Below are 22,265 nucleotides of genomic sequence, written 5' to 3'. Positions count from 1 at the left end.
TTTTGACTCCAATAAATAGGTATGGCTAGTAACATTCTGTTGGTTGATGACACCCCTCAAAACTTAGAGCTATTGCTTGAGGTCCTCCTGGGTCAAGGCTATAAGGTACGCTGCGCCATCAGCGGCCCCTTAGCCCTTAAAACAATTGACGCTGCACCGCCGGACCTAATCTTGCTGGACATTAATATGCCCGACATGGATGGCTACAGGGTGTGCCAAACCCTCAAAAGTAATGAGCGATTTCAACAAATTCCAGTTATTTTTATCAGCGCCTTAGGGGAAACCATCGACAAGATAAAAGCGTTTGAGGTGGGCGGTGTTGACTATGTCACCAAACCTTTTCAGATTGATGAGGTACTGGCCCGAATAAAAACCCACCTGGCCCTGACAGCGGCCCAAGCTGAGATTAAAAATCTCAATGAACACCTGGAACAACGGGTGGCAGAGCGCACAACCCAGCTCCAGGAAAACTTGGTACAGCTTGCCGTTGCCCGCGATGAGGCCCTCGCCGCAGAAAGGGCTAAAAGTGAATTTCTAGCGACCATGAGCCACGAGATTCGCACACCCATGAACGGCATTATTGGGATGACCGAACTCTTGCTGGATACAGACTTAGATGCTGAACAACGTGATTTTACAGAAACAGTTCAAACATGCAGTAGTTCCCTACTCACGATTATCAACGATATTTTAGATTTCTCTAAAATTGAATCCAATAAGCTGGATTTAGAACATGCCCCATTTAACTTACGTGTGTGTGTTGAAGAATCGTTAGAGTTGTTAGCACCTCAAGCGGCAGAGAAAGGTTTAGAACTTTGCTGTGTGGTGGATGAAAAGATACCAAATACCCTAGTCGGCGATGTTACTAGACTGCGACAGATTTTAATTAACCTGTTGGGCAATGCAATTAAATTCACCCAGACAGGTGAGGTCGTGGTTAAAGTTCACGCAACACCAGGCGAATCAGTCAATCATGCCGCTGATGAACAATGTCTGAGCGTTCATTTTTCAGTGCAAGATACTGGCATTGGTATTCCTGCCGATAAAATTGACACCCTGTTTAAGTCATTTAGCCAAGTAGACTCTTCCTCAACCCGCAAATATGGCGGCACTGGCTTGGGGCTGGCCATTAGTAAAAAGCTCTGTGAGCTAATGGGAGGTTCAATTTCAGTAAACAGCGTCTTGGGGGAAGGGACCTGTTTCTCCTTCTCGATTTCCACCCCAGTTTTGCCCGACCAACCTGTCCAGCCAAAACTGGGGCATCCGAATCCGTTACAGGGTAAACGCATACTGATTGTGGATGACAATGCCACTAATCGGGATATTCTCACATTACACGCAAAGTCTTGGGGCATAGACTCACTGGCGGCACAGTCCGGCTACGAAGCATTAGGCATTTTAAGCTGCCAGTCTGATTTTGATGCGATTATCCTCGATATGCAAATGCCCAACATGGATGGGTTAGTCTTGGCGAACAACATTCGCTTACAGGGCAACTATGGGCAAAAAGTACCGCTCATTATGCTCACCTCCATCGGGCGACCGGAGCTGCCAGAGCACAAGATTAAGGCGATTAAATTTGCGGCATTTCTCAATAAGCCCATGCGGCAATCGCGCTTGCACGAGGTGTTGACCCAAGTGCTGAGCAGCCAAGCCCTGCCTGCAACAACACCTGAGCCTAGCAAAATCCAATTTTTAGAACCCACCCTCGGTCAAACCCATCCGCTAAAGATTTTAGTTGCAGAAGATAATCTGGTAAATCAGCAACTGGCCAAACAATATCTCAACAAGTTAGGATACCAACCCGATATCGTTGGGGATGGCGATAAAGCGATCGAAGCATTGAAAAAACAACATTATGATGTGATTTTGATGGATATCCAGATGCCCAATATGGATGGTCTAACGGCAACGGCGAAAATCCATGAGCAATGGTCGCCACCACAGCGCCCCCAGATCATTGCCCTTACGGCTAATGCCATGCACGGTGACCGTGAGAAGTTTTTAGCTGCCGGTATGGATAGCTACATTAGTAAGCCAATTCATTTACAAGAACTGATAACCACATTGAAACAAGTCGCTTAAACAACGTCTTCATGGGGCACGGACCTTGGAGCAGCTGTGATGTTGTATGACGACGGGTGTAGAATTACTTTCGCTAAAATCGCAAGCTTATTTCTTAACAACGCCTAACTTGATCATTACGAGACAGCTTGCACCACATCAGCAGTGCTAATTTTCAAAAGATAAGTAAGATAGGATTATCCCACTTAGGAGCTGTTAAGAAATTAATTCATGGGGTAAGTCTGAAAGGCTTGTTAAGCCATGAATTAACCCCAAAAGGCCATGGTTTTATTTTTTAACCAGCCCTTACTCTGCCTTATTTTAGGACGTTGCAACTTTTGTAGTAGCGGCCTATCGCCCCTAAGTCCCTATTCTTTTTGGTGTTGCTGATTCCCAGGATCTTTTACTGGCCAAGTGTGCCCAGTCGCAGGTCCCATAGACTGATGCATCCCATAAATCAGCAATGGCTCTTGATTAGGCTTGTATAAATCGAAAACTTTGTTAAACTTATTTAACTTTATGTTTATGCAAGGCAGGCAGCGCTCCCTTACCCCTTGAAAACCTGGCGAATCCTATTCTTTGAGCGAACAGATTGAATTGTGATGAGATAAATCTCATCGACTTAGGGCTATCTATAAATGGAAATCATTATCAAATTCAATTGATAATGTAGGGGTGCATCGAGCTTGATTTGAGAAATCCGAGGATCCTTCTCCAACATGTTGAATATGCCATTACTTGGCCAGTACATGCCCCATGGCTATTGTTATTTGTGGAGACCCGGTCTAGTCGGCTTGCATTTAGTATCGGACGTTTTAATTGGTCTAGCTTATTATTCTATTCCCATCACGCTGTTATATTTCCTTAGAAAGCGTCGGGATTTGCCTTTTCACAATATTTTCCTGCTTTTTGCTGCGTTTATTATTTTTTGTGGGACCACCCACTTAGCAAATGTTTGGACCCTGTGGTATTCGGACTATTGGGTGTCTGGCAGCCTGAAGGCAATGACGGCTTTCATTTCTACGTACACGGCGATGGCCATCATCCCCGTAATCCCGAAGGCCTTAGACTTGCGCAGCCCAGCTGAGCTAGATGCCTTGAACCATCAATTGCAGCAGGAAGTGGCTGAACGGCGACAGGCCGAAGCTGAGCTAAGAGAGTTATCAACCCGGCTGAACTTAGCCCTGGAGGCGGTGGGCATTGGCATTTGGGATTGGGACATTACCCACAACACATTGACCTGGGACGATCGTTTCCATGAACTCTATGGCACAACGCCCGCCGCCTTTGAGAGAAATTACGAAGCCTGGGCCAGCCATATCTACCCGCAGGATCGACCGGCGGCGGAAGCGGCTATGCAGCGCGCGCTAAGCAATGAGGCCGCCTATGACATTGAATTTCGGGTCATTCATGCCGATGGCACAGTGCGGTATATGAAAGCCAATGGTCTGATTCAACGTGATGACAAAGCAGCGCCCATTCGTATGATTGGCACCAATTACGACATCACTGCCCGGAAGGAAGCCGAACACTTGCTGAAGGAGAGTGAAGAACGCTTTGCCAGCCTTGCGGCGGCCGCCCCGGTGGGCATTTTTCGTACAGATGTTGAGGGCAATTGCATCTACGCTAATCAACATTTGTGCAATATTGCCCAGTTACCCCTTGCACAAATGTTAGGAACAGGCTGGGTTCAGGCACTCTATCCAGGGGATAGGGACGCCGTTTTGGCGGAATGGCATCAATCCACCAGCGAGAACCTGCCGTTTGTCTTGGAATATCGATTTGGCCGTCCGTCGGGGCCGGTGACTTGGGTGTATGAAAAAGCGGTCCCAGAATTTGACCATGCCAATCAGGTGGTCGGCTATGTGGGATGCCTCACCGATATTACCGAGCGTAAACAGACAGAACTACGACTGAAAGCGGCTCAAGACGAAACTGCCCGGAAAGAGGCCCTGTTCCGCAACACGTTTGAGCAAGCGGCCGTGGGGATTGTCCATATTTCTCCCACAGGCCAAATTATGCGCGTCAACCAGCGCTATTGTGACATTGTTGGCCACCCTAAAACAGACCTGCTAAACCTCGAATTTCAGGTGATTACGCATCCAGATGATGTAGATGCTAATTCGGCCTATTGCCAGCAGGCTCTGGCGGGCCAGATCAGAACCTACCGCATGGAAAAACGCTATCTCCGAAAGGATGGCACCGTAACCTGGGCCAATCTAACCGGGGCCCTAGTACGCCAGCCCAATGGCGACCCGGATTACTTTATTGGTGTGATTGAAGATATCAATGCACGGAAAAAAACGGAAGAGATGCTGCGCCTCTATGAGCGAGCCATCTGTACTACACCTGACCACATGTCGTTTGTGGATCGAAATTATGTCTATTCCATGGTTAATGACGTCTACGCTGAGAAGTTTGGTAAATCCAAATCCGAGATTGTCGGGCATTCGGTAGCAGAGCTGCTGGGGGAGGAAACGTTTCTCCAAACGGTAAAACCTAATCTGGATCGCACCTTTGCGGGGGAAGAAGTTCACTATCAGAGTTTCTTTGCCATGGCAGAGGAGCTACGGCAATATTTAGATGTCACCTATACCCCTTATCGAGAAGTGGATGGAACGATTACGGGGGCGGTGGTCAGTGTGCGAGATATCTCAGCCATCCATGCGGCTGAAGTTGCCCTAACCCACCAGGCGCATCGAGCAGAAGCGTTGTTAGAGCTACCCCTGCTAGCTGAGCAATTGAATGAACATGATTTTATGCAGCAGGCCCAGGACATTGCCGAGAGTTTAACGGGCAGTCAGATGTCGTTTCTTTACCTTGTCCATGAGGAGCAAGCGACCTTTGAGCTGATGAATCGGACCCAGGAAGCGTGGACTGATTTTGGTCATGTTGCCGCTGAGAACCACCTGCCCATTGATCAGGCCGGCATGTTGGCCGATGTTTTGCACCAGCGTCAGCCCGTCATTTGCAATAGAGCCTGTGGCCCCTCTTTACATGAGCAAGCAGTGTTGAAAAAGCAAGGACTACTGGAAGAGCATGAGCGGCTGAATCGCCTCTTGAGTGTTCCTGTAATTGAAAATGGCAAGGTGGTGATGCTGACCGGGGTGGGTAATAAGGGCAGCAACTACACCGACATGGATATTGAGACGGTGCAGTTGATTTTCAATTTGGTTTGGCGCACGGTGCAGCATTATCGATCGCTGCAAACGGTGCGTTTGCTGGCGGCCGTTGTTGAGTCCACCGATGATGCCGTGATTACGGAGACAGTCGATGGTTGTATTACCAGTTGGAATACAGGCGCAGAAAAACTTTTGGGGTATTCGGAGGTGGACGCGATTGGACAACCGGTGACGATGCTTTTCCCGACGGATCGGATGGCTGAAGTGAGTAAAACGTTGGAACAGCTCAAGCAAGGTAAGAGCATTGATCAGTTTGAAACCGTTCGCTGCCATAAAGACGGTGCGCTTTTAGACGTTTCGCTGACCATTTCCCCCCTGAGGGATCGGGTGGGGCTGGTTATTGGCAGCTCAACAATTATGCGGGATATTTCGGCGCGCAAGCTGGCCGAGCAAAAGCTTAATAATGAAATTAGGGTGCGTCAGCAGTTGATTAAGACCCTACAGCGCACTGCAAAACGATTGGAGGAAAGTAATCAGGAACTCCAGGACTTTGCCTATGTGGCCTCCCATGATCTCCAGGAGCCCTTGCGCAAAGTGCAGGCCTTTGGAGATCGCTTAGGCCACACCTGCCAGGATGGCCTTTCTGACAAAGGGCAAGATTATTTGGCACGGATGCTAAATGCGGCGATGCGGGCCCAGGTATTGATTAATGATTTGCTGAGCTTTTCGAGGGTGACGACCCAGGCCAAACCGTTTAACCCCACTGATTTATCTCACGTTATGGCTGGGGTTTTGTCGGATTTGGAAGTCCGCATTGAGCAAACTGGCGCTATTATAAATTTGGCTCCATTACCAACCATTGATGCGGACCGGACGCAAATGCAACAGGTCTTTCAAAACCTTTTGAGCAATGCCCTAAAGTTTCATAAACCCGGTGTAGCACCCCAGATTCAGGTGCGGGTGAACCATTGTGGCATGGGGGAAAAAGAAGTTTGTGAATTGCGGGTGATCGATAATGGCATAGGGTTTGATGTTAAGTATTGCGATCGCATTTTCCAACCATTCCAGCGGCTGCATGGGCGCAAAACCTATGAGGGCAGCGGCATTGGCCTAGCGATTTGCCGCAAAGTCATTCGACGCCACGGCGGAAGTCTTCGGGCCGAAAGCCAGCCTGGAGCAGGGTCCACATTTATTGTCACCTTGCCGGTTCATCAGTCCCAAGAGGAAACAAATGTCTTACCAGCGGAGTAAACCTATCATTATTCTCATGGCTGAGGATGATGAAGACGATCGCCTTTTCACCCAGGAAGCTTTAGCAGAGAATCAGGCGGTTAATAGTCTGTATTTTGTTGAAGATGGGGAAGCCTTGATGGATTATCTATATCAACGAGGAGACTATGGAGAGCCAGGCATGGCGCCCCGACCTACGCTAATTTTATTAGATTTGAACATGCCTCGAAAAGACGGTCGAGAAGCCCTAGCAGAGATAAAAAGTGATCCTACCCTGCGCAGTATTCCAGTTGTGGTATTAACCACCTCCAAAGCCGAAGAAGATATCCTACGAACCTACGAACTAGGAGTAAATTCTTTTATTACAAAACCTGTGAACTTCCAATCTATGGTTAGTATTATGGAGACCCTGGGGACATACTGGTTTGACATCGTAGATTTGCCCGATGAAGTCAGTCTAAGTTAAAGACACAAAGGCATTTATATCTCAATAGGACCCACCACTGCCCACTGTCCTGCATCACCTAGGACTTTCTGTTTGCGTAGCCCCCCAAAGTAGGCTTTATTCCCATAAATAAAAGGGAGACTAATGCAAATGAGCAATTTGGTATACAAAGTCTTGCTAATCGATGACGATAGCGATGACTATATTGTTACCCGTGACTTACTCGAAGAGGCAGAACAGGCATCGTTTGAGTTGACCTGGATAGACACTTACCAGGCGGGGTTAGAAGCCCTGTATGCCGACCGTCATGATGTTTACCTATTGGACTACCACCTGGGGGCAGAAACGGGACTAGATCTACTACAAGCGGCGGTGGAGTCTGGTCTACGCAAACCCATTATTCTGTTGACGGGTTTTGGCAACTATGACATCGATCGCCAATGTATGGCCATAGGCGCTTCCGATTATTTAGTCAAAGGTAAACTGTTGACCGGGCCACTGCTCGAGCGTTCCATTCTCCATGCCATAGAACGAACCCAGGCCGCCGCAGAAATTCGGCTATTAACCCATGTGCTCCAAAGTATCCATGATGGGATCTATATGGCCACTGAAGCGGGGGAGGTGCTGTTTCTGAACCAATCCCTTAGGCATTTGTGTGCCTGTCCGCCTAAGCCCAGCTTGGGGAAAATACCCGCCCTACATGACTACCCAATATTGCAAAAGCTTCTGTCCCAGGGAACCCAACGCCAAAGCAGGCAAAAGCAACCGTCTCGGATTCTAAAAACCGAACTGTCTTTAGAATCTTCCATCGGCAAAGATCGCACCGTGTTGCTATCCGAATCGTGGGTAAAAGCCCAACACCAAACCCTACGGTTTGGCATGATTCACGATATTACTGAGCGGAAGCAAGCGGAAATAGAACGCGATCGCTTTTTCAACCTCGCTATTGATCTATTATTTATTGCCGACACAGACGGTACATTTAGGCGCGTCAACCCCTCCTGGTCTAACACCTTTGGCCATACGGCTGACGATTTATTGGGCCAGCCTTTCTGGCAGTTCATGGTGCCAGAAGATAACAATAGTATGCAGGAGTTACGGGAGACCCTAGCCCAGGGAAAAGAAATCAATGGGTTAGAACTAAAAATGCGGTCAAGAGATGGAGGCTATCAGTGGATAGCCTGGAATCTAGTGCCATTTCCCCAAGAAAACTTGCTGTATGGTAGTGGGCGCGACATTTCCCAGCGTAGGGCTTCAGAGGCCCGCTTAACCTACGAAGCATTGCACGATAGCCTCACCGGCTTGGATAATCGAGTGTGTTGTTTAAACCGTTTGGAACTGGCCATCGAGCAACAGAAACGCAACTCCCATGAACACTTTTCCGTTTTGTTTGTGGATCTCGATAACTTTAAGCATATCAATGATAGCCTTGGCCATTTAGCGGGCGATCAGCTGCTGATTCAAGTTTCCCAAAGGCTAAAGGCAATCGTCAGAGAGATCGATGGCGTGGCGCGCCTAGGGGGGGATGAGTTTCTTATTCTGCTAGAGAAGCTAGAAAGTCTCAACGATGCCCTAAAGACAGCCTATCGTCTACAAAATGAGTTGCAAAAGCCCTTTTACCTAGAGGGGCGGGAGATTTTCACCAGTGCCAGCATTGGTGTTGTTTTTTCTAATCTATCGTATCAGTCAGTGGATGAGATTATCCGCGATGCCGATATTGCCATGTATCGGGCCAAAAGCCAGGGGAAAGCGGGATATGCCGTATTTGACCAAACCATGTATCTGCAAACCCTGCATTTAGTAGACACCGAAACGGCACTGCGGCAGGCGGTTAAAAAACGAGAGTTTCGCCTGTACTATCAACCCCTTGTGCATCTGCATCCCCCCCATACCCTGGAGGGGTTTGAGGTGTTATTGCGCTGGCATCAACCAGAAAAGGGACTGATACCGGCCTCGGAATTTATTCCCATTGCTGAGGAAACTAGACAGATTAACAGCATTGGCGATTGGGTGTTACGCAATGCCTGTGAGCAATTAAAAACTTGGCAGATGGAAGGGAAAGTGACAACGGATTTATACCTTAGTGTAAATCTGTCTGGGCAACAGTTTCGAGATCCTTCGTTGCTCGATGTGCTGGATACTATTTTGGAGGAGACTCAATTAGATCCACGGTGTCTGAAATTAGAAATCACCGAAAGTAGTTTGATTCACAACATCCAGGCGGCCACGGAAATCATGGAACTGATTCGTAGCCGGGGGATTGAGCTGAGTCTAGATGATTTTGGCACGGGGTTTTCTTCCCTGCGATATTTACAACAATTTCCCATCAGCACCATTAAGGTTGACCGTTCTTTTGTGCATAGATTGAATAATAGCGATCGCAACCTTAGAATTACCAGTGCGATCATCAATTTAGCCAAAGCCTTAGGGTTTAGAACCATTGCCGAAGGGGTAGAAACCCACGAACAACTAACAGAATTGCAAACCCTTGCCTGCGATGCCAGCCAAGGCTATTTATTTTCCAAACCCTTACCCGCCGCCGCCGCCGAAAAATATCTGGCCATCGCCAATCCCCATTAACATCACCGTATCGCCCCACAGTCGGTAGAGCTCTGTTTCTATACTTGGGTACCCTACATTTGTGCAGCAGACTACAAATAGGGGCATATGTCTACCGTTTCCAGCTTCGCCTTAGAACGAGCTATTGATCGCCATCCCCCCATCACAACACCAGGCGAGTCTATCAAGAGTGCGCTGATCCAGATGCAGACAGCGGCCAGCAGCTATATCTTAGTAGCACAGGCGGGCAACAAATTCGCCAGCCTATTAACAGAACGCGATCTACTAAATATCATCGTTAACAGTCGACACTCATCCGATATCTCCCTAGCTGCAGTCATGCCAGCTGAGGTCATCACCAGCCACATCGACCAAATTACAGACCTGCTAACCGCCAGACTCCTATTGCGTCAGCACAAAATCCGCCACCTCCCCTTGGTCAGCGACCAGGGCTGTATTGAGGGGGTGATCACCTACGACAACCTCAGTCGTCTGCTCAACCCGATTGATTTACTGCGATTGCGCCACGTCGAAGAAGTAATGACATCGCAGGTGATTTGGGCACCACCCCACACCTCCTTAACAGAATTGAGCAATTTGATGGCCTCCCATCGGGTTAGCTGTATCGTCATTGGCGAAGCATCACCGATGCTGGGCTGTATTCGCCCCATTGGTGTGGTCACTGAGCCCCATATTATCCACCTATGGATGCAAGGGGCCAACTTTGACCATACCCAAGCCCAGGACCTGATCAACGGATCGTTTCGGTGCATTCTCACCACAGATTCCCTGTGGTATGCCCATAAACTAATGACCACCGATGGGACCCGACGGTTAGTGGTGGTAGGTACCGATGGCTTTCTAGCCGGGGTTGTGACCCAAAGTAGCTTGTTTCAATCGGTAGAACCCGATGAAGCCCAGCTTACCCTCAAGACACTGACCAATATCATTGATGAGCATACTGTCGATCTGAGCCAGGCCAACCAAAAGTTAGAGCGCACTATTCAAGAACGAAAGCGCGCTAAGGCAGCCCTACAACAACAAATCGCCCGAGAACGCCTGGTCAATCGCATTACACAAAATATTCGCCAATCCCTAGAACTCACCTCGATTTTGACCACCGCTGTTGATGAGGTCAGCGCGTTCTTTCAGGCCGGTAGAACATTAATTTATCGAATTGTGGATGAGGAGAGACCGGCGGGGGAAATCATTGCCGAAGCCGGCTCCGCGGTGGCCGGCAATGGGGCTCCAACGGCATCGCCGCTAGGTCCGGCCCTAGCCCAGCTGGATATGGATTTCTATGCCAGCGGCAGGGTCCATTCCGTACCGGATCTAGAAGCCGATGATCGCTCCTCCCAAAAGACGCGATTTCTAGCAGCCCATGGCATTCGTTCTGTTTTAATTGCGCCCATCCTGGTCAAACAAAATCTTTGGGGATTACTGCTCCTAAGCCAGGAAGAACCCCGCCGCTGGGAACGGTCAGAGATTAAACTATTTGAACAAATTACAGCCCAAATCGGACTGGCAATCCAACAGGCCGTACTTTACTCTCAACTAGAAATTGCCAATCAAAAACTGCTGAACCAGGCAAACACCGATGAACTCACACAGCTATCGAATCGGCGTCATTTTAGTCACTGTTTGGCCAAAGAATGGAAACGACTACAGCGGGAACAACAGCCCCTGTCCGTAATTTTGTGTGATGTTGACCACTTTAAGCTATATAACGACACCTACGGACACCAAGCGGGGGACGATTGCTTAAAGGCTGTGGCCCAAGCGCTCAAACAACCGGTTAAGCGGCCGGCCGATGAGACCGCTAGATATGGGGGCGAGGAGTTTGTTATTGTTTTACCCAACACCCCTCTAGAGGGCGCTCAGCACGTGGCCGAACAAATACGGCTCCAGGTGCAGGGGCTAAACATCCCCCATAGGAGTTCTAAAACCAGCGACTGCGTCACCCTAAGTCTAGGGGTGGCCTGCTGTATTCCCAACTCGAAATCTTCCCCTGAAGAGTTGGTAAAAACAGCGGATATGGCCCTCTATGCAGCGAAAGAAAGTGGCCGCAACCGATGGGCATCGGAAAGTCATGCCCCCCAATTGCAGGCTTAACGCAATAGACGCCCCTGCTAATCTCGCAGGGACGCCCTTACCATCCATTCAGTAATGCAGCGCTTGAAGAAAGTATGACAATTTCTTCAAGCGCTTAATTGATTTACGCTTTGCAAGCACGGCAATAGCTTCGCGTCAAAGCTGACAATTGGATGCTGCCTTGATCCAAAATCTTAGTCTTGACAGATCACTAAGCCTGAACGACAAAGCTATTGGCATCCAAGGCAGGCGCCCCCTCAATGGTGGCAAACTGGGCGCCGTTACCAAAGCCAGTGTCTGCCCCATTGGGGTTGTAGTACAGGTTGCCAGTGTTGGCACCGTAGACAATGACCGCATCGCTGAGGGCCGCGGCTTCTGCACTATTGACCACGGCAAACTCACTGGCGGACAGGGCGCCAACGGTCAGCTGAGTAAAGACAGTGACATCCAGCACAATGCTATCGATAGCTTCAAAGTTTTGGATTTGATTGGTGCCCATATCAGCCGCATTAAAGGCGGCGCCGGTGTCGAAACCAAAGAAGTCGGCGCCATCGCCACCAATCAAGATATCGTTACCGCCTCCCCCAATCAGCAAGTCGGCGCCATCGCCACCAATCAAAATGTCGTTACCGGCCCCCCCAATAAGAATATCGTCGCCATCGCCACCATCGGCCGTTATCGGGGTCGATGTCCCACTCCCATTTAAAAAGTCGTTACCATCACCGCCTGAGAAGATAACAGATTGCACGGCACTACCGGTGAGGTCGTTGATGGTGAGTGAATCCGCCCCACCTTGACCATTGATCTCAAACTGTTCAATACTTTCGTTGGTTAGGGTAAATAGCCCCAGGTTCAGACGATTGAAAATGGCCTGACCACCTGTTTGGCTCAAGTCAAATTCGTCTCCGGGGCCATCGGCTCCGTTCACCTGGGTGACGTCAAACCCATCACCCCCGTTAATAAAATCACTACCGTCGCCATTGTTCCAGATAAACCGGTCGTCGCCGTAGCCCAGGTCGGCGGTGTCATTGCCGCGCTGGCCCACAACGATGTCATCACCGGCTCCGGCAAAGAAGGTATCTTCGGCCGCACCGCCCTGCAATAGGTCGTGGCCGTCGCCGCCTAAAGCTTCAATGGTGGTGGAGCTTTCCCGGGCGTCTAAAACGTCATTGCCAGCACCGCCCGAGAAAACAACTTTTTTAACATCGCTGCCAGCCAAGTCGCCCACGGTTAAAACATCATCCCCACCTTGGCCGTTGATCTCAAACTGCTCAATACTTTCGTTGGTTAGGGTAAATGGGCCCAGATTCAGACGGTTAAAGAGGGCCTGGCCATTTTCTGCCTTGAGGTCAAACTCATCGCCAGGGCCATCGGCACCATTTACCTGGGTAGTATCGTAGCCGGAACCCCCATCAATAAAGTCGCTCCCGTCCCCATTATTCCAAATAAAGCGGTCATCGCCGGAGCCTAGAAAGGCAACATCATTGCCGGTCTGGCCAACAACCGTATCCTCACCTTGGCCAGCAAACACCACATCGGTGCCAGCACCACCGCGAACGACGTCATCCCCATCGCCGGTGATAAAAATATCATCTTGATCGCCCCCCTGGAAGGCGTCATCGCCATTGTTGCCCACAAAAAGATCGCCGAGATCTTCAACGTTGGGAGCATTTTCAAATAATGTGTCAACAATTTGGTTAACTAGAAGCGTTAGAAACGTGTTCATTGGAGTTCCCTATGAATGTAGATGGGCAAAAACAAGCATTCTCGAAAAATTCAGCATGGTGAAACGGCCCTGGCTATGGATCCAGGCGTTTGCGGCAGATATTTTTAACGAGAGAAGAACGTATAAACAGATATGCGGTGACTGTTCAATCTTTAGAAGAACAGAATTGGCATTCAGTTATAGATACGAATAGTGGTTGATATTGGATGAGATTTTTTGAGACTTTTTTTGAGACCTGCTCGAACCTAATCCTGGTTGCCTGATCCGACATTGAGTCGGATCAGGAATTAGCAAACCACAATAAAAAAATCTCCTGAGAATCTCCTGATGCACCTTGGTGCACCGGGAGATTCAACTTAGGATCTCTCAAGAAACTACTGACGGGTTAATCCGAACAAGCTTGTTAAGCCATGGTTTTAAGGAACAAGACCGTGAAGTAGTTTTTAACAAGCCCTTAGGCTCATATCAACAACTATTTATCTGTTTGACTATCAATACGAATGGGGGTGGGAATTGGATGAGTTTTTTTGATTTTTATTGGAACCCTTGGCGTCTATATGGTTTGAGCCACAATCGGGCCGGTGGGTTGGGGGGGTAAGTCGGTGGATTCCACCGTGACGATGACGTCTTTTACCCAGGGTCTCGATTGATAGACGGCTGGCATCTCTAAGGTGGCAAAGACGGTGCCGTTTTGACCGGGTTGAAAATCGCCGCAGGGAATATATTGCCCCTGGTAGCTGACCCAGAGGGCATAGGTTTGGTCGGTGGATAGGGGGGCAAGGTCTTTAAATGCGATCGCAGCCTCCAACCCATCCGTATCCACAATCATATTGCCAACGGCATTTTTCGCCTGATCGGTCCCAGCAAAATCATAGAACCGGGTGGCGGGCTGTTGCAAAATCAGCTGGGCCTGTTGGGCCGGACCGGCCGCCAATAGCTCGGTCTGCAGCCCCTGGTTGGCCAGCCGCAGACGATAGTTATTCACCCCCAGGACCAGCGACAGCAGCGTTGCCCCGGCGGCCACAGCCCCTAAGACCCAGGTGCGCCGGGCCAGGGGAGGTGATGACGCCAACGGCACATCGGCAGATACGTCTTCGGCCCCGGCCAGAACCGTGTCGCGCAGGGAGCTGGGGGGGGCCATCATCGGCAGTTCATTGAGCATTAACCCCACCGTTTTTTCCAGCCGGTCTACCTCCGACCGAAGCTCAGGATTTTCGACCATCAACCGGGCAAATTCGTCCGCCTCTGCGGCCGAGAGGTTGCCAACAACATAGTCAGCGGCTAATTCATCTAATTTTCGTTCAGCAGCCATAGGACAGAAGTATGGGGTCAATCGTCAGGGCAAAGTCTACTTAATCAGCCAAATCTTGCAGCGTTCCCCTAAGCTTGAGCAAGCCCTGGCGCATCCGTGACTTGACAGTCCCTAAAGGAATATTCGTGTGACCAGCAATTTCGGATTGGGTGAATCCATGGTAATAAGCCAGCCAGAGTAGCTGCCGCTGCTTTTCAGGTAACGTCAGCAAAGCCTGGCGCACCCGTTCAGAGCGTTCCCCCAAGGAGGCGTTGGCTTCGGGTAACGAAAACGTCTCCAGCGGTATTGTTTGGGGGGCGGCCACCCCCTTTAGGATGCGGCGGCGATTGCTGCGAGACCGCACCCGATCGATGGCACGATTGCGGGTAACGGTGCTTAAAAATCGGCTCAGGGAACTGCGGCTAGGATCGTAGGTTTGTTTTTGCCAGAGATTGAGAAAAATATCTTGGGTTAAATCTTCAGTCTCGGGTCCATTATTAAGGACCCGAAAGGCAATGGAATACACCAGCCGCGAGTAGCGATCGTACAAAATTGCTAATGCGGCCTTATTCCCCTGGCGCAAAGACAACACCAGGGCTTCATCTGTTTCATTTTCCCAATCTGAAGTTTGACGTTTAGGACCGTCAGAAGCCATAGGCTTGGCACCCAAAAAAGGCAGCTACACGCAATATAGTACGTGTATGTATCTTAGGTGGATGTGGTTCTGCCGTAATAATTTTCAGGCGCCATGGCTATTGGTTAAGCCCCAGCTCTTTTTGTTTCTTTTTGGTTAGCCCCAACGACACAATGTGGTGTGACTCTTGCAGGTAGGCCCTAAGCTGTTCATCGTCGAGATCTTCATATTGTTGTATCCACTTCAGCCCCCGGGAGGCCATGTAGGGGGCGGGTCGAAAGCCGGGTTCTTCCCGCAGCAGTTCGAAGGTTAGCTCGGAGACCTTAAAGGTGAAGGCTGGCCCCTCGTCTTTGGCCCAGCCACCGATGGCAAACACTTTGCCCCCCACTTTCCACACGTGGGAATTTCCCCACTGCATGCCATAGGATGTGGCCGGTAACGCACTACAAAAATCATTAAATTCATCGTAGGTCATGGCCCCTCCCTCGGAACCTAGGCGGAGGGGCATGGGGACAGTTGTGCCCGGGCGATGCTGCCGTTGCTAAACTCAGCGGCGGTTACGGCTGAATCCCCAGCGGTAATGGTTACCCGAGCGCCGCTAATCTCTGAATCCGCCACTCGAATTTGGCCTAATTCTCCCTGGGGCAGGGTATCGTCCACATCGATGGTAAAGCTGGCCCGGTCGCCGGCCCCTAAAGTCGCAATGCGCAACGCCAGTTCGGTATCACCATCTTCAACCCGGTTGGCCACCAGCTGGGCGATGTCGCCCTCCTCTACCTCAAACGGCTGAAACACCTCCACACCGGCCCCCGTGGCAGAGGTGTCAAATATTAGCCCACCTGCACTGGATGATAAATCGAGGGCAACCGTGAGGTCTTCTAGGCCACAGGCCCCCGTATTTTGAATCACGAAGCGATCCTTGGGGGCGCCCTCAACAAATTCAACCTCGACTGTGGCTAAATTCGGATCGGCCCCGGCGGGGAGAGCATCAGGGTTCGCCACCGAATCCTGATCGGCCGCGGCGGGGAGAGCATCAGGGTTCGCCACCGAATCCTGATCGGCCGCAGTTAGAGACGTGCATCCGCCCAGAAAGAGCACCAGCGAACAGGCGGATAGGGTTCGGCCCAAGGTCATTGGGAGCATTCTATTTCTATCTGGAAACTACCGTTATCTACCATAACAACCGCCTAGGCAGTTCGACAGTGGCTATGACGACGATTTAGCCGATGACGCATTCCGTCTGCGGCGATTACCGGGGCGGGGGGATTTTTTACCCACAGGGCGGGAGGGGGCGGCAGATGAACCGCGACGGGGCTGGGGGCGACGGCGCTTGGATTTTGCCCCCTGGTCAGCACCGGGGGTGGGTTCGTAACCGGGAAGCACCGCCTGCTTAAACCTGCGCTTAAGCAGCTTTTCGATGCCCTTTAAGAGGGACTGTTCGTCGTTGGAGACCAGGGATATGGCCTGCCCCTCGTTGCCAGCGCGGCCGGTGCGGCCAATGCGGTGGACGTAGTCTTCGGGGACGTTGGGCAATTCAAAGTTGACGACGTAGGGCAGCTGGTCAATGTCTAGACCGCGGGAGGCAACGTCGGTGGCCACCAGCACCCGCACTCGCCCCTGCTTAAAGTCTCGGAGGGCTCGTGTCCGGGCGGCCTGGCTTTTGTTGCCGTGAATGGCGGCCGTTTTTAAACCATCCTTTGCCAGTTGGTCGGCCAGGCGATTGGCGCCATGTTTGGTGCGGGTAAACACCAGCACCTGCTGCCAATTTTGAAAGCCGATTAGATAGGAGAGCAGCTCTCGCTTACGGGAGGCATCAACGCGATAGATGTGTTGTTCTACCTGCTCGGCGGCGGTATTGCGGGGGGCTACTTCGATCTGCACCGGATTGTAAAGCAGCGTGCGGGCCAGTTTGCGGATACCGCTGGAAAAGGTGGCGGAAAACATCAGGGTCTGGCGGGATTCTGGGACAACCGCCAGCACCTTGCGAATGTCGTGGATAAAGCCCATGTCTAGCATGCGATCGCACTCATCCAGCACCAGCACCTCAATCTGGGATAGGTCAATGGTTCTCTGACCAACGTGGTCCAGCAGGCGACCGGGGGTGGCCACCACAATGTCACAGCCGTTCCGCAATGCCTTAATTTGACGGCCAATGCTAACACCGCCAAACACCACCACCGATTTAATCGGCAGATACTTACTGTAGGTACTGACGCTATTGTTCACCTGGTCGGCTAGCTCACGGGTGGGCGTCAGGATCAGGGCACGGGGGGAACGCGTGGAATAGGAGGGCTGCCCTTCGCTAAGGCGATGCAGCAAGGGCAAGGTAAACCCGGCGGTTTTACCAGTGCCCGTCTGGGCACTGGCTAGCACATCCTTGCCTTCTAAAACGGGGGGAATTGCCTGCTGCTGAATCGGCGTGGCAGCCGTATAGCCAGATTCAGTCACAGCCCGTAAAATCGGGGCTGCGAGGCCTAAGGTATCAAATTTCATGGGTTTTTGGTGGCTCCGAAATGTGCCCCTACCCCAAATGTAATGCTGGGACCAGTCTTAAGAGCAATAGTTTTATGGTTTGCGTTGGATGTTCAAGCTCCAAGGCTGCAACGATAGACCGGGAGTCGGTTGCGGTCTACTACCCTAGCACATCATCGATTTTTAGCAAGACCACAACAAAGACCAGCACGCCACCTAAACCGCAACTCGATACAAATTTCCCCGCCCCCGCTTACCAATCAGCTCAATTAGTTTCGCCGTGCGTAGGGCATAGGCTATTTTCTGGGCCAGTTCTCTCCTAATCCCCATGGCATCAGCAATATCCTTCGTGGTAAAAGCATCCACCCCCTGGGGCAAAAAGGCCAGCCAGTCTGCCGGGGTTTGCAGCAGGTGTCGGGCCACCACCGCCAGCAATCGACGCTCTTCCGTACACCAGCCGTTTCTGCGCCATCGTCGCTTTGCCTCAAAGCGCCTCACTTCCTCTTCCTGAATCAGCAACACTTCCAGGGAGAAATTCGGGTTGGGAATCAGATGGGAGATTCTAACCATTTCCCAAAAGACATCTTCCACCCGTCCTTTTTTAGGGGACTTGCGGCGGGTATTGGCCTTATCCCCATCCGTAGAGAGTTTGACCAGCCATTTCTCCTGGGCGATGGGATAGATAACGCGAACGGGATGGGACTGCACCAGTTTGGTTAACTTCGACTTCATGGCAGAGAAATTGGCGGTCTGAATTTCTAACAGCCGATCACCGCGCACAATGTCGATCACAAAACCATCCACGGGCACCTCAAAGCAATCTCCAGGCTGGCCATACCACTGTTTGAGGGAGGCGTGGAGCGGTTTTTCATTGAGCAGCCCAATGCCGGGGCCAGACGGATTTAGCTTTGGTGGGGTTGGCGCCATCAATCTAGGTCTCTGTCGACATAACTGACTAAGGGCTTATTACAAATCAAAATCATGGTCTTGCTCCTCACTGACTGAGGGTTTGTCAAAAATCAAAATCACGGTCTTGCTCCTCACTGACTGAGGGTTTGTCAAAAATCAAAATCACGGTCTTGCTCCTTGAAATCATGGCCTAACAAGCCTTTTCGGATTAAATTGACGCCCCACCATGATCAACAGGGGTTTGATTAAGCCACTCACGATATGGACTATCCACAAAAAACGTTTGGGCCTGGGTAGAAGTCATGGGCCGCGTAAATAAGAAGCCTTGAATATAGCGGCAACCGAGTTCCGTCATCACCTGCAGCTGCTCTACGGTTTCCACACCTTCCGTAACAACCTTTAGCTTCAAAGCGTCAGCCATCGCAATAATTGAGCGAATTAACTCCTTACTTTCCACACTTTTTTCCAAATCTCTCACAAAACTACGATCAATTTTAATCCCATGGATTGGATACTTAGCCAGATAACTCAGCGACGAGTAGCCTGTGCCAAAATCATCCACAAAAATGCTGAATCCTAGCTGGTTCATTTCGTTCAGATTTTTCATCACTAGCCCAGAGTCGGCCAGCAAATAACTCTCCGTGATTTCGAGCACAATATCATGGGGGCCAATATCTAACCCATCCACGGTGCTCAGCAAAAAAGGAATAATATCGGACCTTTGAAGCTGAGCACAGGAAAGATTCACATTAAACTTCTGGTTGGGACTAATGATGCCCTTCTCTCGCCACTGGTGAAACTGCTGACAGGTTTTCTTAAATACGATCCGATCAATTTCTATAATCAGCCCCAGCTCTTCCGCCAGGGGAATAAACGTATTGGGTGAGATCATGCCTTTTTCCGGATGCATCCATCGCACCAAAGATTCGACCGAAAAGATCGCAGATCCATGAATATCAACAATGGGTTCAAAGGCCACACGAAACTGTTGTTCACGCACGGCGATCGTCAATTCTCCTTCCAGTTCAATTTTGTCGAGATGCTGTGTCCGCATCTCCTCGTCAAAAAGTTGATAGCAGTTGCCCATGGCCTTGGCACGATACATGGCAATGTCGGCATCCCGCACCACCTCATCAGCCGATTGGTAGGATGCATCCGCTAAAACAATGCCTACACTTGCCGCCACAGGAATCTCAACATCACTCATGCGAAGGGGCCGCGCAAACGCCTGGTTGATTTTTTGGGCGAGTTCAAAAGCCTCGCACTCATCCAAACTAGCCATCAGCATCACAAACTCATCGCCGCCCAAACGGGCAAAGCAGATGGTGTCGCTAACCAGGGTCGACAAATGCTGGGCCATTTGAACTAACACCTTGTCTCCCATCAGGTGCCCAAACTTATCATTGATTTGTTTAAAGCGGTCGAAGTCAATAAAGAAAAAAGAGAATCTAAAGTCCGTGTCCAACTTGGCCACACACCCGTTTAATTCCCTCATTAATTGGTTGCGGTTGGCCAACCCCGTTAGATCGTCGTGGGTGGCATCGTACTCCAGTTGTTTATTGATTTTTTCCAGGCGCAGCTGGGCATTACGCAGTTCAGTTGTTCTTTCCTCTACCAAGTTCTCCAGTTCCTGCTGGTGCAACTTCGCTTGGGTCAGGCGCAAACTCGATTCAGCTTTTAAATCTGCATAGGCCTGCTTTAGTTTCAACGACGTTGCCTGCACCGACTGTTCTAAAAGTTTGCGATTGGTACTAAATTCCTTAATGGTTTGATCGACAGCTAAAACAAAATTCATCCAACCTTCCGAACCAGGAACGTGATCAACGGCTACCCCCTGCCGCCGCATCAGTCGTTGAAGCATGCGGGTGAGTTCATTAGAACTTTTTTCGGGCAAGGGCTTAATAGACATGGTCGATCCCTAAGAACGGTTTTCGGGCAAGGGCTTGATTGACATGGTCGATCCCTAAGAACGGTTTTCGAGCAAGGGCTTGATTGACATAGTCGATCCCTAATACTCGCGAATTAGACCGATGGTGATGGTCTCATTGTGCACCTGCGGCGGCCCCGACGAAGTCGTCGAGATTTCGCCAAACGCATACATCCCAATTTGATGAATCCCATGGCCCAGGCCATCGTGGGCGAGGGCGGCTTCTTCACAGGTTTTCTCCAGCAACACCGCACGTCGGCCAGCACAGCTCACACAAATGGCCAGGGCGTTGTTTTGCGGCAAAATCGTCTTACTACGCATGCGATCAATCGCTTCATCCACACCGTCCAGAATGTCGTCTTCGGTGGTGGTCATCACTTGCACCATCACCCCTTCTGGAATATCGCCAGCCAGTTCAATCGCCCCAGAGTCTTCATCCACGCTATTAACGTCCCGCACGATCTGCATTTCCAGCCCCGGCAATCGCACCGTTAGCGGGTAGCGCGACGACGACTCACGCAAACCGAACCCAATGTCGCGGCCAACCTGTCGATGGTATACGTCTTTGGCCCGTTCACCATCGAGTTCAAATAATGTACGCCCCGATGTTCGTGTTGCCTTACATTCAGCGCCAATCAATCGCCAGCCGCCGCCAGTGGCCCGGGTCAGTTCCACCGCATTGCCCATAAAGCCAACGGCACATGCATGGAATCTTTTTAGCTCACCGTCACACAGCATCCAGGTATCATCCAGGGAGTGACCGCTTGCCAGTCCGCCGGCAATGGTCACATTCGGTGGCAACATTTCTTGCAAGCCTTGCACCAACTCCGTCGCTTCCGTGGTTACACCATCGGAAAAAATGAGCACCCCTTTGAGGTTGGCAGCGGCCAACTGTTGCCCCAACATTTGGCCCGCCACGCGAGATTCTTCGAATGATGGCACTGGAGCATAGGAAAGGCGAAGTTGGGTATGGTGAAAACGGATGATGCCGACAGAGATAGTGTCTGGGAGCAATGCACCATCACAGACCACAACCGGCGTACTGCAACCGATAATCTTTGATTGTGGAAAAGCATTGCGGAGTGCGTCTAAGGGCTGCGGTAAGTGGCAATATTCATGGGCGGCGAACACAACCACAAGAGTGTTGTCAGAATCCCAGTTTGGAAACGGCTTCGACCAGCCCGTGGCCAAGTCGTAGAGCAACGTCTCGGTGGTCTGTTCTTCAATATCTAAATTTGAAATAGGTCTCATCGCTATTATTTAGCATTGGCCTCCCATACACCGATGGCATGGTCTAGGGTGGCGCTTAAATAGTAGCGGCGTGGATAATTCAATTTGCATGGCACAACCTTCCCAATGCCCCTTTTCAGGGAACTATTCTGTATGCACAAACCCCCTGATAATACCCTTCAGATAGAAGTTATCTAGAAAGTTTCTAAATATTTTTCCTAGCTTCAGGGCTATTTAGGCAGCTCTGCTGTATCTTCAGTAGGTTGCCCGATCCAGGCGGTAATAATTACTACACAGGAGTTTCGTGGTTTTGAGGTGGCCAGCCATGGGTAATCTAGTCTAAGCACAGGGGCGATTCACCCGCGTCAGAGGTTGTTCAGCAGTCAAGACATTAAGGGCACCATCCTCGCGATCCATCTGGCTAAGTATGCATTTTTGAGTGTCGTTACATATAGACAAATCAGCGTTTTCAGACATCCATTGATGGGGTCACTATCGAGGCGATGGGGCCTATCGAGAGAGAGTCTGAGTTAAAAAATTGTTGTGCTATAGCTCAATATGTTGT

The 22,265-nt window shown here is 50.4% G+C and carries 14 protein-coding genes; 5 read left to right on the top strand and 9 right to left on the bottom strand.

The annotated features are described in order from the left end of the window. Nucleotides 1-21 precede the first annotated feature (21 nt). The 5 genes from IXB28_RS09465 to IXB28_RS09445 all read left to right on the top strand — a co-directional run bounded on the left by IXB28_RS09465 (nucleotide 22) and on the right by IXB28_RS09445 (nucleotide 11,532). Entirely contained in the window at nucleotides 22-2,085 is a 2,064-nt protein-coding gene (locus IXB28_RS09465) for a response regulator (protein WP_215618335.1), read from the top strand. A 698-nt stretch (nucleotides 2,086-2,783) separates the two neighbouring features. Further along, a complete protein-coding gene (locus tag IXB28_RS09460; protein ID WP_456085724.1) occupies nucleotides 2,784-6,437 on the top strand; it encodes a PAS domain S-box protein in 3,654 nt (1,217 codons plus the stop codon). Further along, nucleotides 6,418-6,882 carry a response regulator gene (locus IXB28_RS09455; RefSeq protein WP_215618333.1) on the top strand — a complete coding sequence of 155 codons (465 nt, stop codon included), beginning with the start codon at nucleotides 6,418-6,420 and terminating at the stop codon, nucleotides 6,880-6,882. Before IXB28_RS09460 ends, IXB28_RS09455 begins: the two co-directional genes overlap by 20 nt. A 129-nt stretch (nucleotides 6,883-7,011) precedes the next feature. After that, entirely contained in the window at nucleotides 7,012-9,441 is a 2,430-nt protein-coding gene (locus tag IXB28_RS09450; protein ID WP_215618332.1) for an EAL domain-containing protein, read from the top strand. 87 nt (nucleotides 9,442-9,528) lie between these two features. After that, complete coding sequence (locus IXB28_RS09445) at nucleotides 9,529-11,532, top strand: diguanylate cyclase domain-containing protein (RefSeq protein WP_215618331.1); 2,004 nt, start codon at nucleotides 9,529-9,531, stop codon at nucleotides 11,530-11,532. A 190-nt stretch (nucleotides 11,533-11,722) separates the two neighbouring features. On the opposite strand, the gene IXB28_RS16770 is transcribed toward IXB28_RS09445, so the two are convergent. From IXB28_RS16770 to IXB28_RS09400, 9 genes are all read right to left on the bottom strand, one after another. Next, the gene (locus tag IXB28_RS16770) at nucleotides 11,723-13,237 is read right to left on the bottom strand and encodes a calcium-binding protein (RefSeq protein ID WP_215618330.1); all 1,515 of its coding nucleotides are present in this window, start codon (nucleotides 13,235-13,237) and stop codon (nucleotides 11,723-11,725) included. 553 nt (nucleotides 13,238-13,790) lie between these two features. Then, the gene (locus IXB28_RS09435; RefSeq protein ID WP_215618329.1) at nucleotides 13,791-14,549 is read right to left on the bottom strand and encodes an anti-sigma factor domain-containing protein; all 759 of its coding nucleotides are present in this window, start codon (nucleotides 14,547-14,549) and stop codon (nucleotides 13,791-13,793) included. 40 nt (nucleotides 14,550-14,589) lie between these two features. After that, the gene (locus IXB28_RS09430; RefSeq protein ID WP_215618328.1) at nucleotides 14,590-15,183 is read right to left on the bottom strand and encodes a sigma-70 family RNA polymerase sigma factor; all 594 of its coding nucleotides are present in this window, start codon (nucleotides 15,181-15,183) and stop codon (nucleotides 14,590-14,592) included. Nucleotides 15,184-15,280: 97 nt separating this feature from the next. After that, nucleotides 15,281-15,637: an MmcQ/YjbR family DNA-binding protein gene (locus IXB28_RS09425; RefSeq protein ID WP_407659189.1), complete on the bottom strand. Its 357-nt coding sequence runs from the start codon at nucleotides 15,635-15,637 to the stop codon at nucleotides 15,281-15,283. Between the two features lie 17 nt (nucleotides 15,638-15,654). Continuing rightward, a complete protein-coding gene (locus IXB28_RS09420; protein WP_215618326.1) occupies nucleotides 15,655-16,305 on the bottom strand; it encodes a hypothetical protein in 651 nt (216 codons plus the stop codon). Nucleotides 16,306-16,368: 63 nt separating this feature from the next. Further along, the gene (locus IXB28_RS09415) at nucleotides 16,369-17,655 is read right to left on the bottom strand and encodes a DEAD/DEAH box helicase (RefSeq protein WP_215618325.1); all 1,287 of its coding nucleotides are present in this window, start codon (nucleotides 17,653-17,655) and stop codon (nucleotides 16,369-16,371) included. A 195-nt stretch (nucleotides 17,656-17,850) separates the two neighbouring features. After that, a complete protein-coding gene (locus tag IXB28_RS09410; RefSeq protein ID WP_215618324.1) occupies nucleotides 17,851-18,561 on the bottom strand; it encodes a hypothetical protein in 711 nt (236 codons plus the stop codon). Between the two features lie 190 nt (nucleotides 18,562-18,751). Then, a complete protein-coding gene (locus IXB28_RS09405) occupies nucleotides 18,752-20,452 on the bottom strand; it encodes a putative bifunctional diguanylate cyclase/phosphodiesterase (RefSeq protein ID WP_246559719.1) in 1,701 nt (566 codons plus the stop codon). A gap of 99 nt (nucleotides 20,453-20,551) precedes the next feature. Beyond that, nucleotides 20,552-21,721 carry an FIST signal transduction protein gene (locus tag IXB28_RS09400; protein ID WP_215618323.1) on the bottom strand — a complete coding sequence of 390 codons (1,170 nt, stop codon included), beginning with the start codon at nucleotides 21,719-21,721 and terminating at the stop codon, nucleotides 20,552-20,554. Nucleotides 21,722-22,265 lie beyond the last annotated feature (544 nt).

The sequence above is a fragment of the Leptothoe kymatousa TAU-MAC 1615 genome (assembly GCF_018739865.1).
Taxonomy (GTDB): domain Bacteria; phylum Cyanobacteriota; class Cyanobacteriia; order Phormidesmidales; family Phormidesmidaceae; genus Leptothoe; species Leptothoe kymatousa.
This window is presented reverse-complemented; position numbering and strand designations above follow the sequence as displayed.

Bases quoted from the DNA above. Each gene is read 5' to 3' on its own strand.
- IXB28_RS09445 (WP_215618331.1), top strand. From the start codon at position 9,529: ATGTCTACCGTTTCCAGCTTCGCCTTAGAACGAGCTATTGATCGCCAT.
- IXB28_RS16770 (WP_215618330.1), bottom strand. From the start codon at position 13,237: ATGAACACGTTTCTAACGCTTCTAGTTAACCAAATTGTTGACACATTA.
- IXB28_RS09400 (WP_215618323.1), bottom strand. From the start codon at position 21,721: ATGAGACCTATTTCAAATTTAGATATTGAAGAACAGACCACCGAGACG.
- IXB28_RS09405 (WP_246559719.1), bottom strand. From the start codon at position 20,452: ATGTCTATTAAGCCCTTGCCCGAAAAAAGTTCTAATGAACTCACCCGC.
- IXB28_RS09425 (WP_407659189.1), bottom strand. From the start codon at position 15,637: ATGACCTACGATGAATTTAATGATTTTTGTAGTGCGTTACCGGCCACA.
- IXB28_RS09460 (WP_456085724.1), top strand. From the start codon at position 2,784: ATGTTGAATATGCCATTACTTGGCCAGTACATGCCCCATGGCTATTGT.
- IXB28_RS09410 (WP_215618324.1), bottom strand. From the start codon at position 18,561: ATGGCGCCAACCCCACCAAAGCTAAATCCGTCTGGCCCCGGCATTGGG.
- IXB28_RS09420 (WP_215618326.1), bottom strand. From the start codon at position 16,305: ATGCTCCCAATGACCTTGGGCCGAACCCTATCCGCCTGTTCGCTGGTG.
- IXB28_RS09430 (WP_215618328.1), bottom strand. From the start codon at position 15,183: ATGGCTTCTGACGGTCCTAAACGTCAAACTTCAGATTGGGAAAATGAA.
- IXB28_RS09415 (WP_215618325.1), bottom strand. From the start codon at position 17,655: ATGAAATTTGATACCTTAGGCCTCGCAGCCCCGATTTTACGGGCTGTG.
- IXB28_RS09455 (WP_215618333.1), top strand. From the start codon at position 6,418: ATGTCTTACCAGCGGAGTAAACCTATCATTATTCTCATGGCTGAGGAT.
- IXB28_RS09435 (WP_215618329.1), bottom strand. From the start codon at position 14,549: ATGGCTGCTGAACGAAAATTAGATGAATTAGCCGCTGACTATGTTGTT.
- IXB28_RS09450 (WP_215618332.1), top strand. From the start codon at position 7,012: ATGAGCAATTTGGTATACAAAGTCTTGCTAATCGATGACGATAGCGAT.
- IXB28_RS09465 (WP_215618335.1), top strand. From the start codon at position 22: ATGGCTAGTAACATTCTGTTGGTTGATGACACCCCTCAAAACTTAGAG.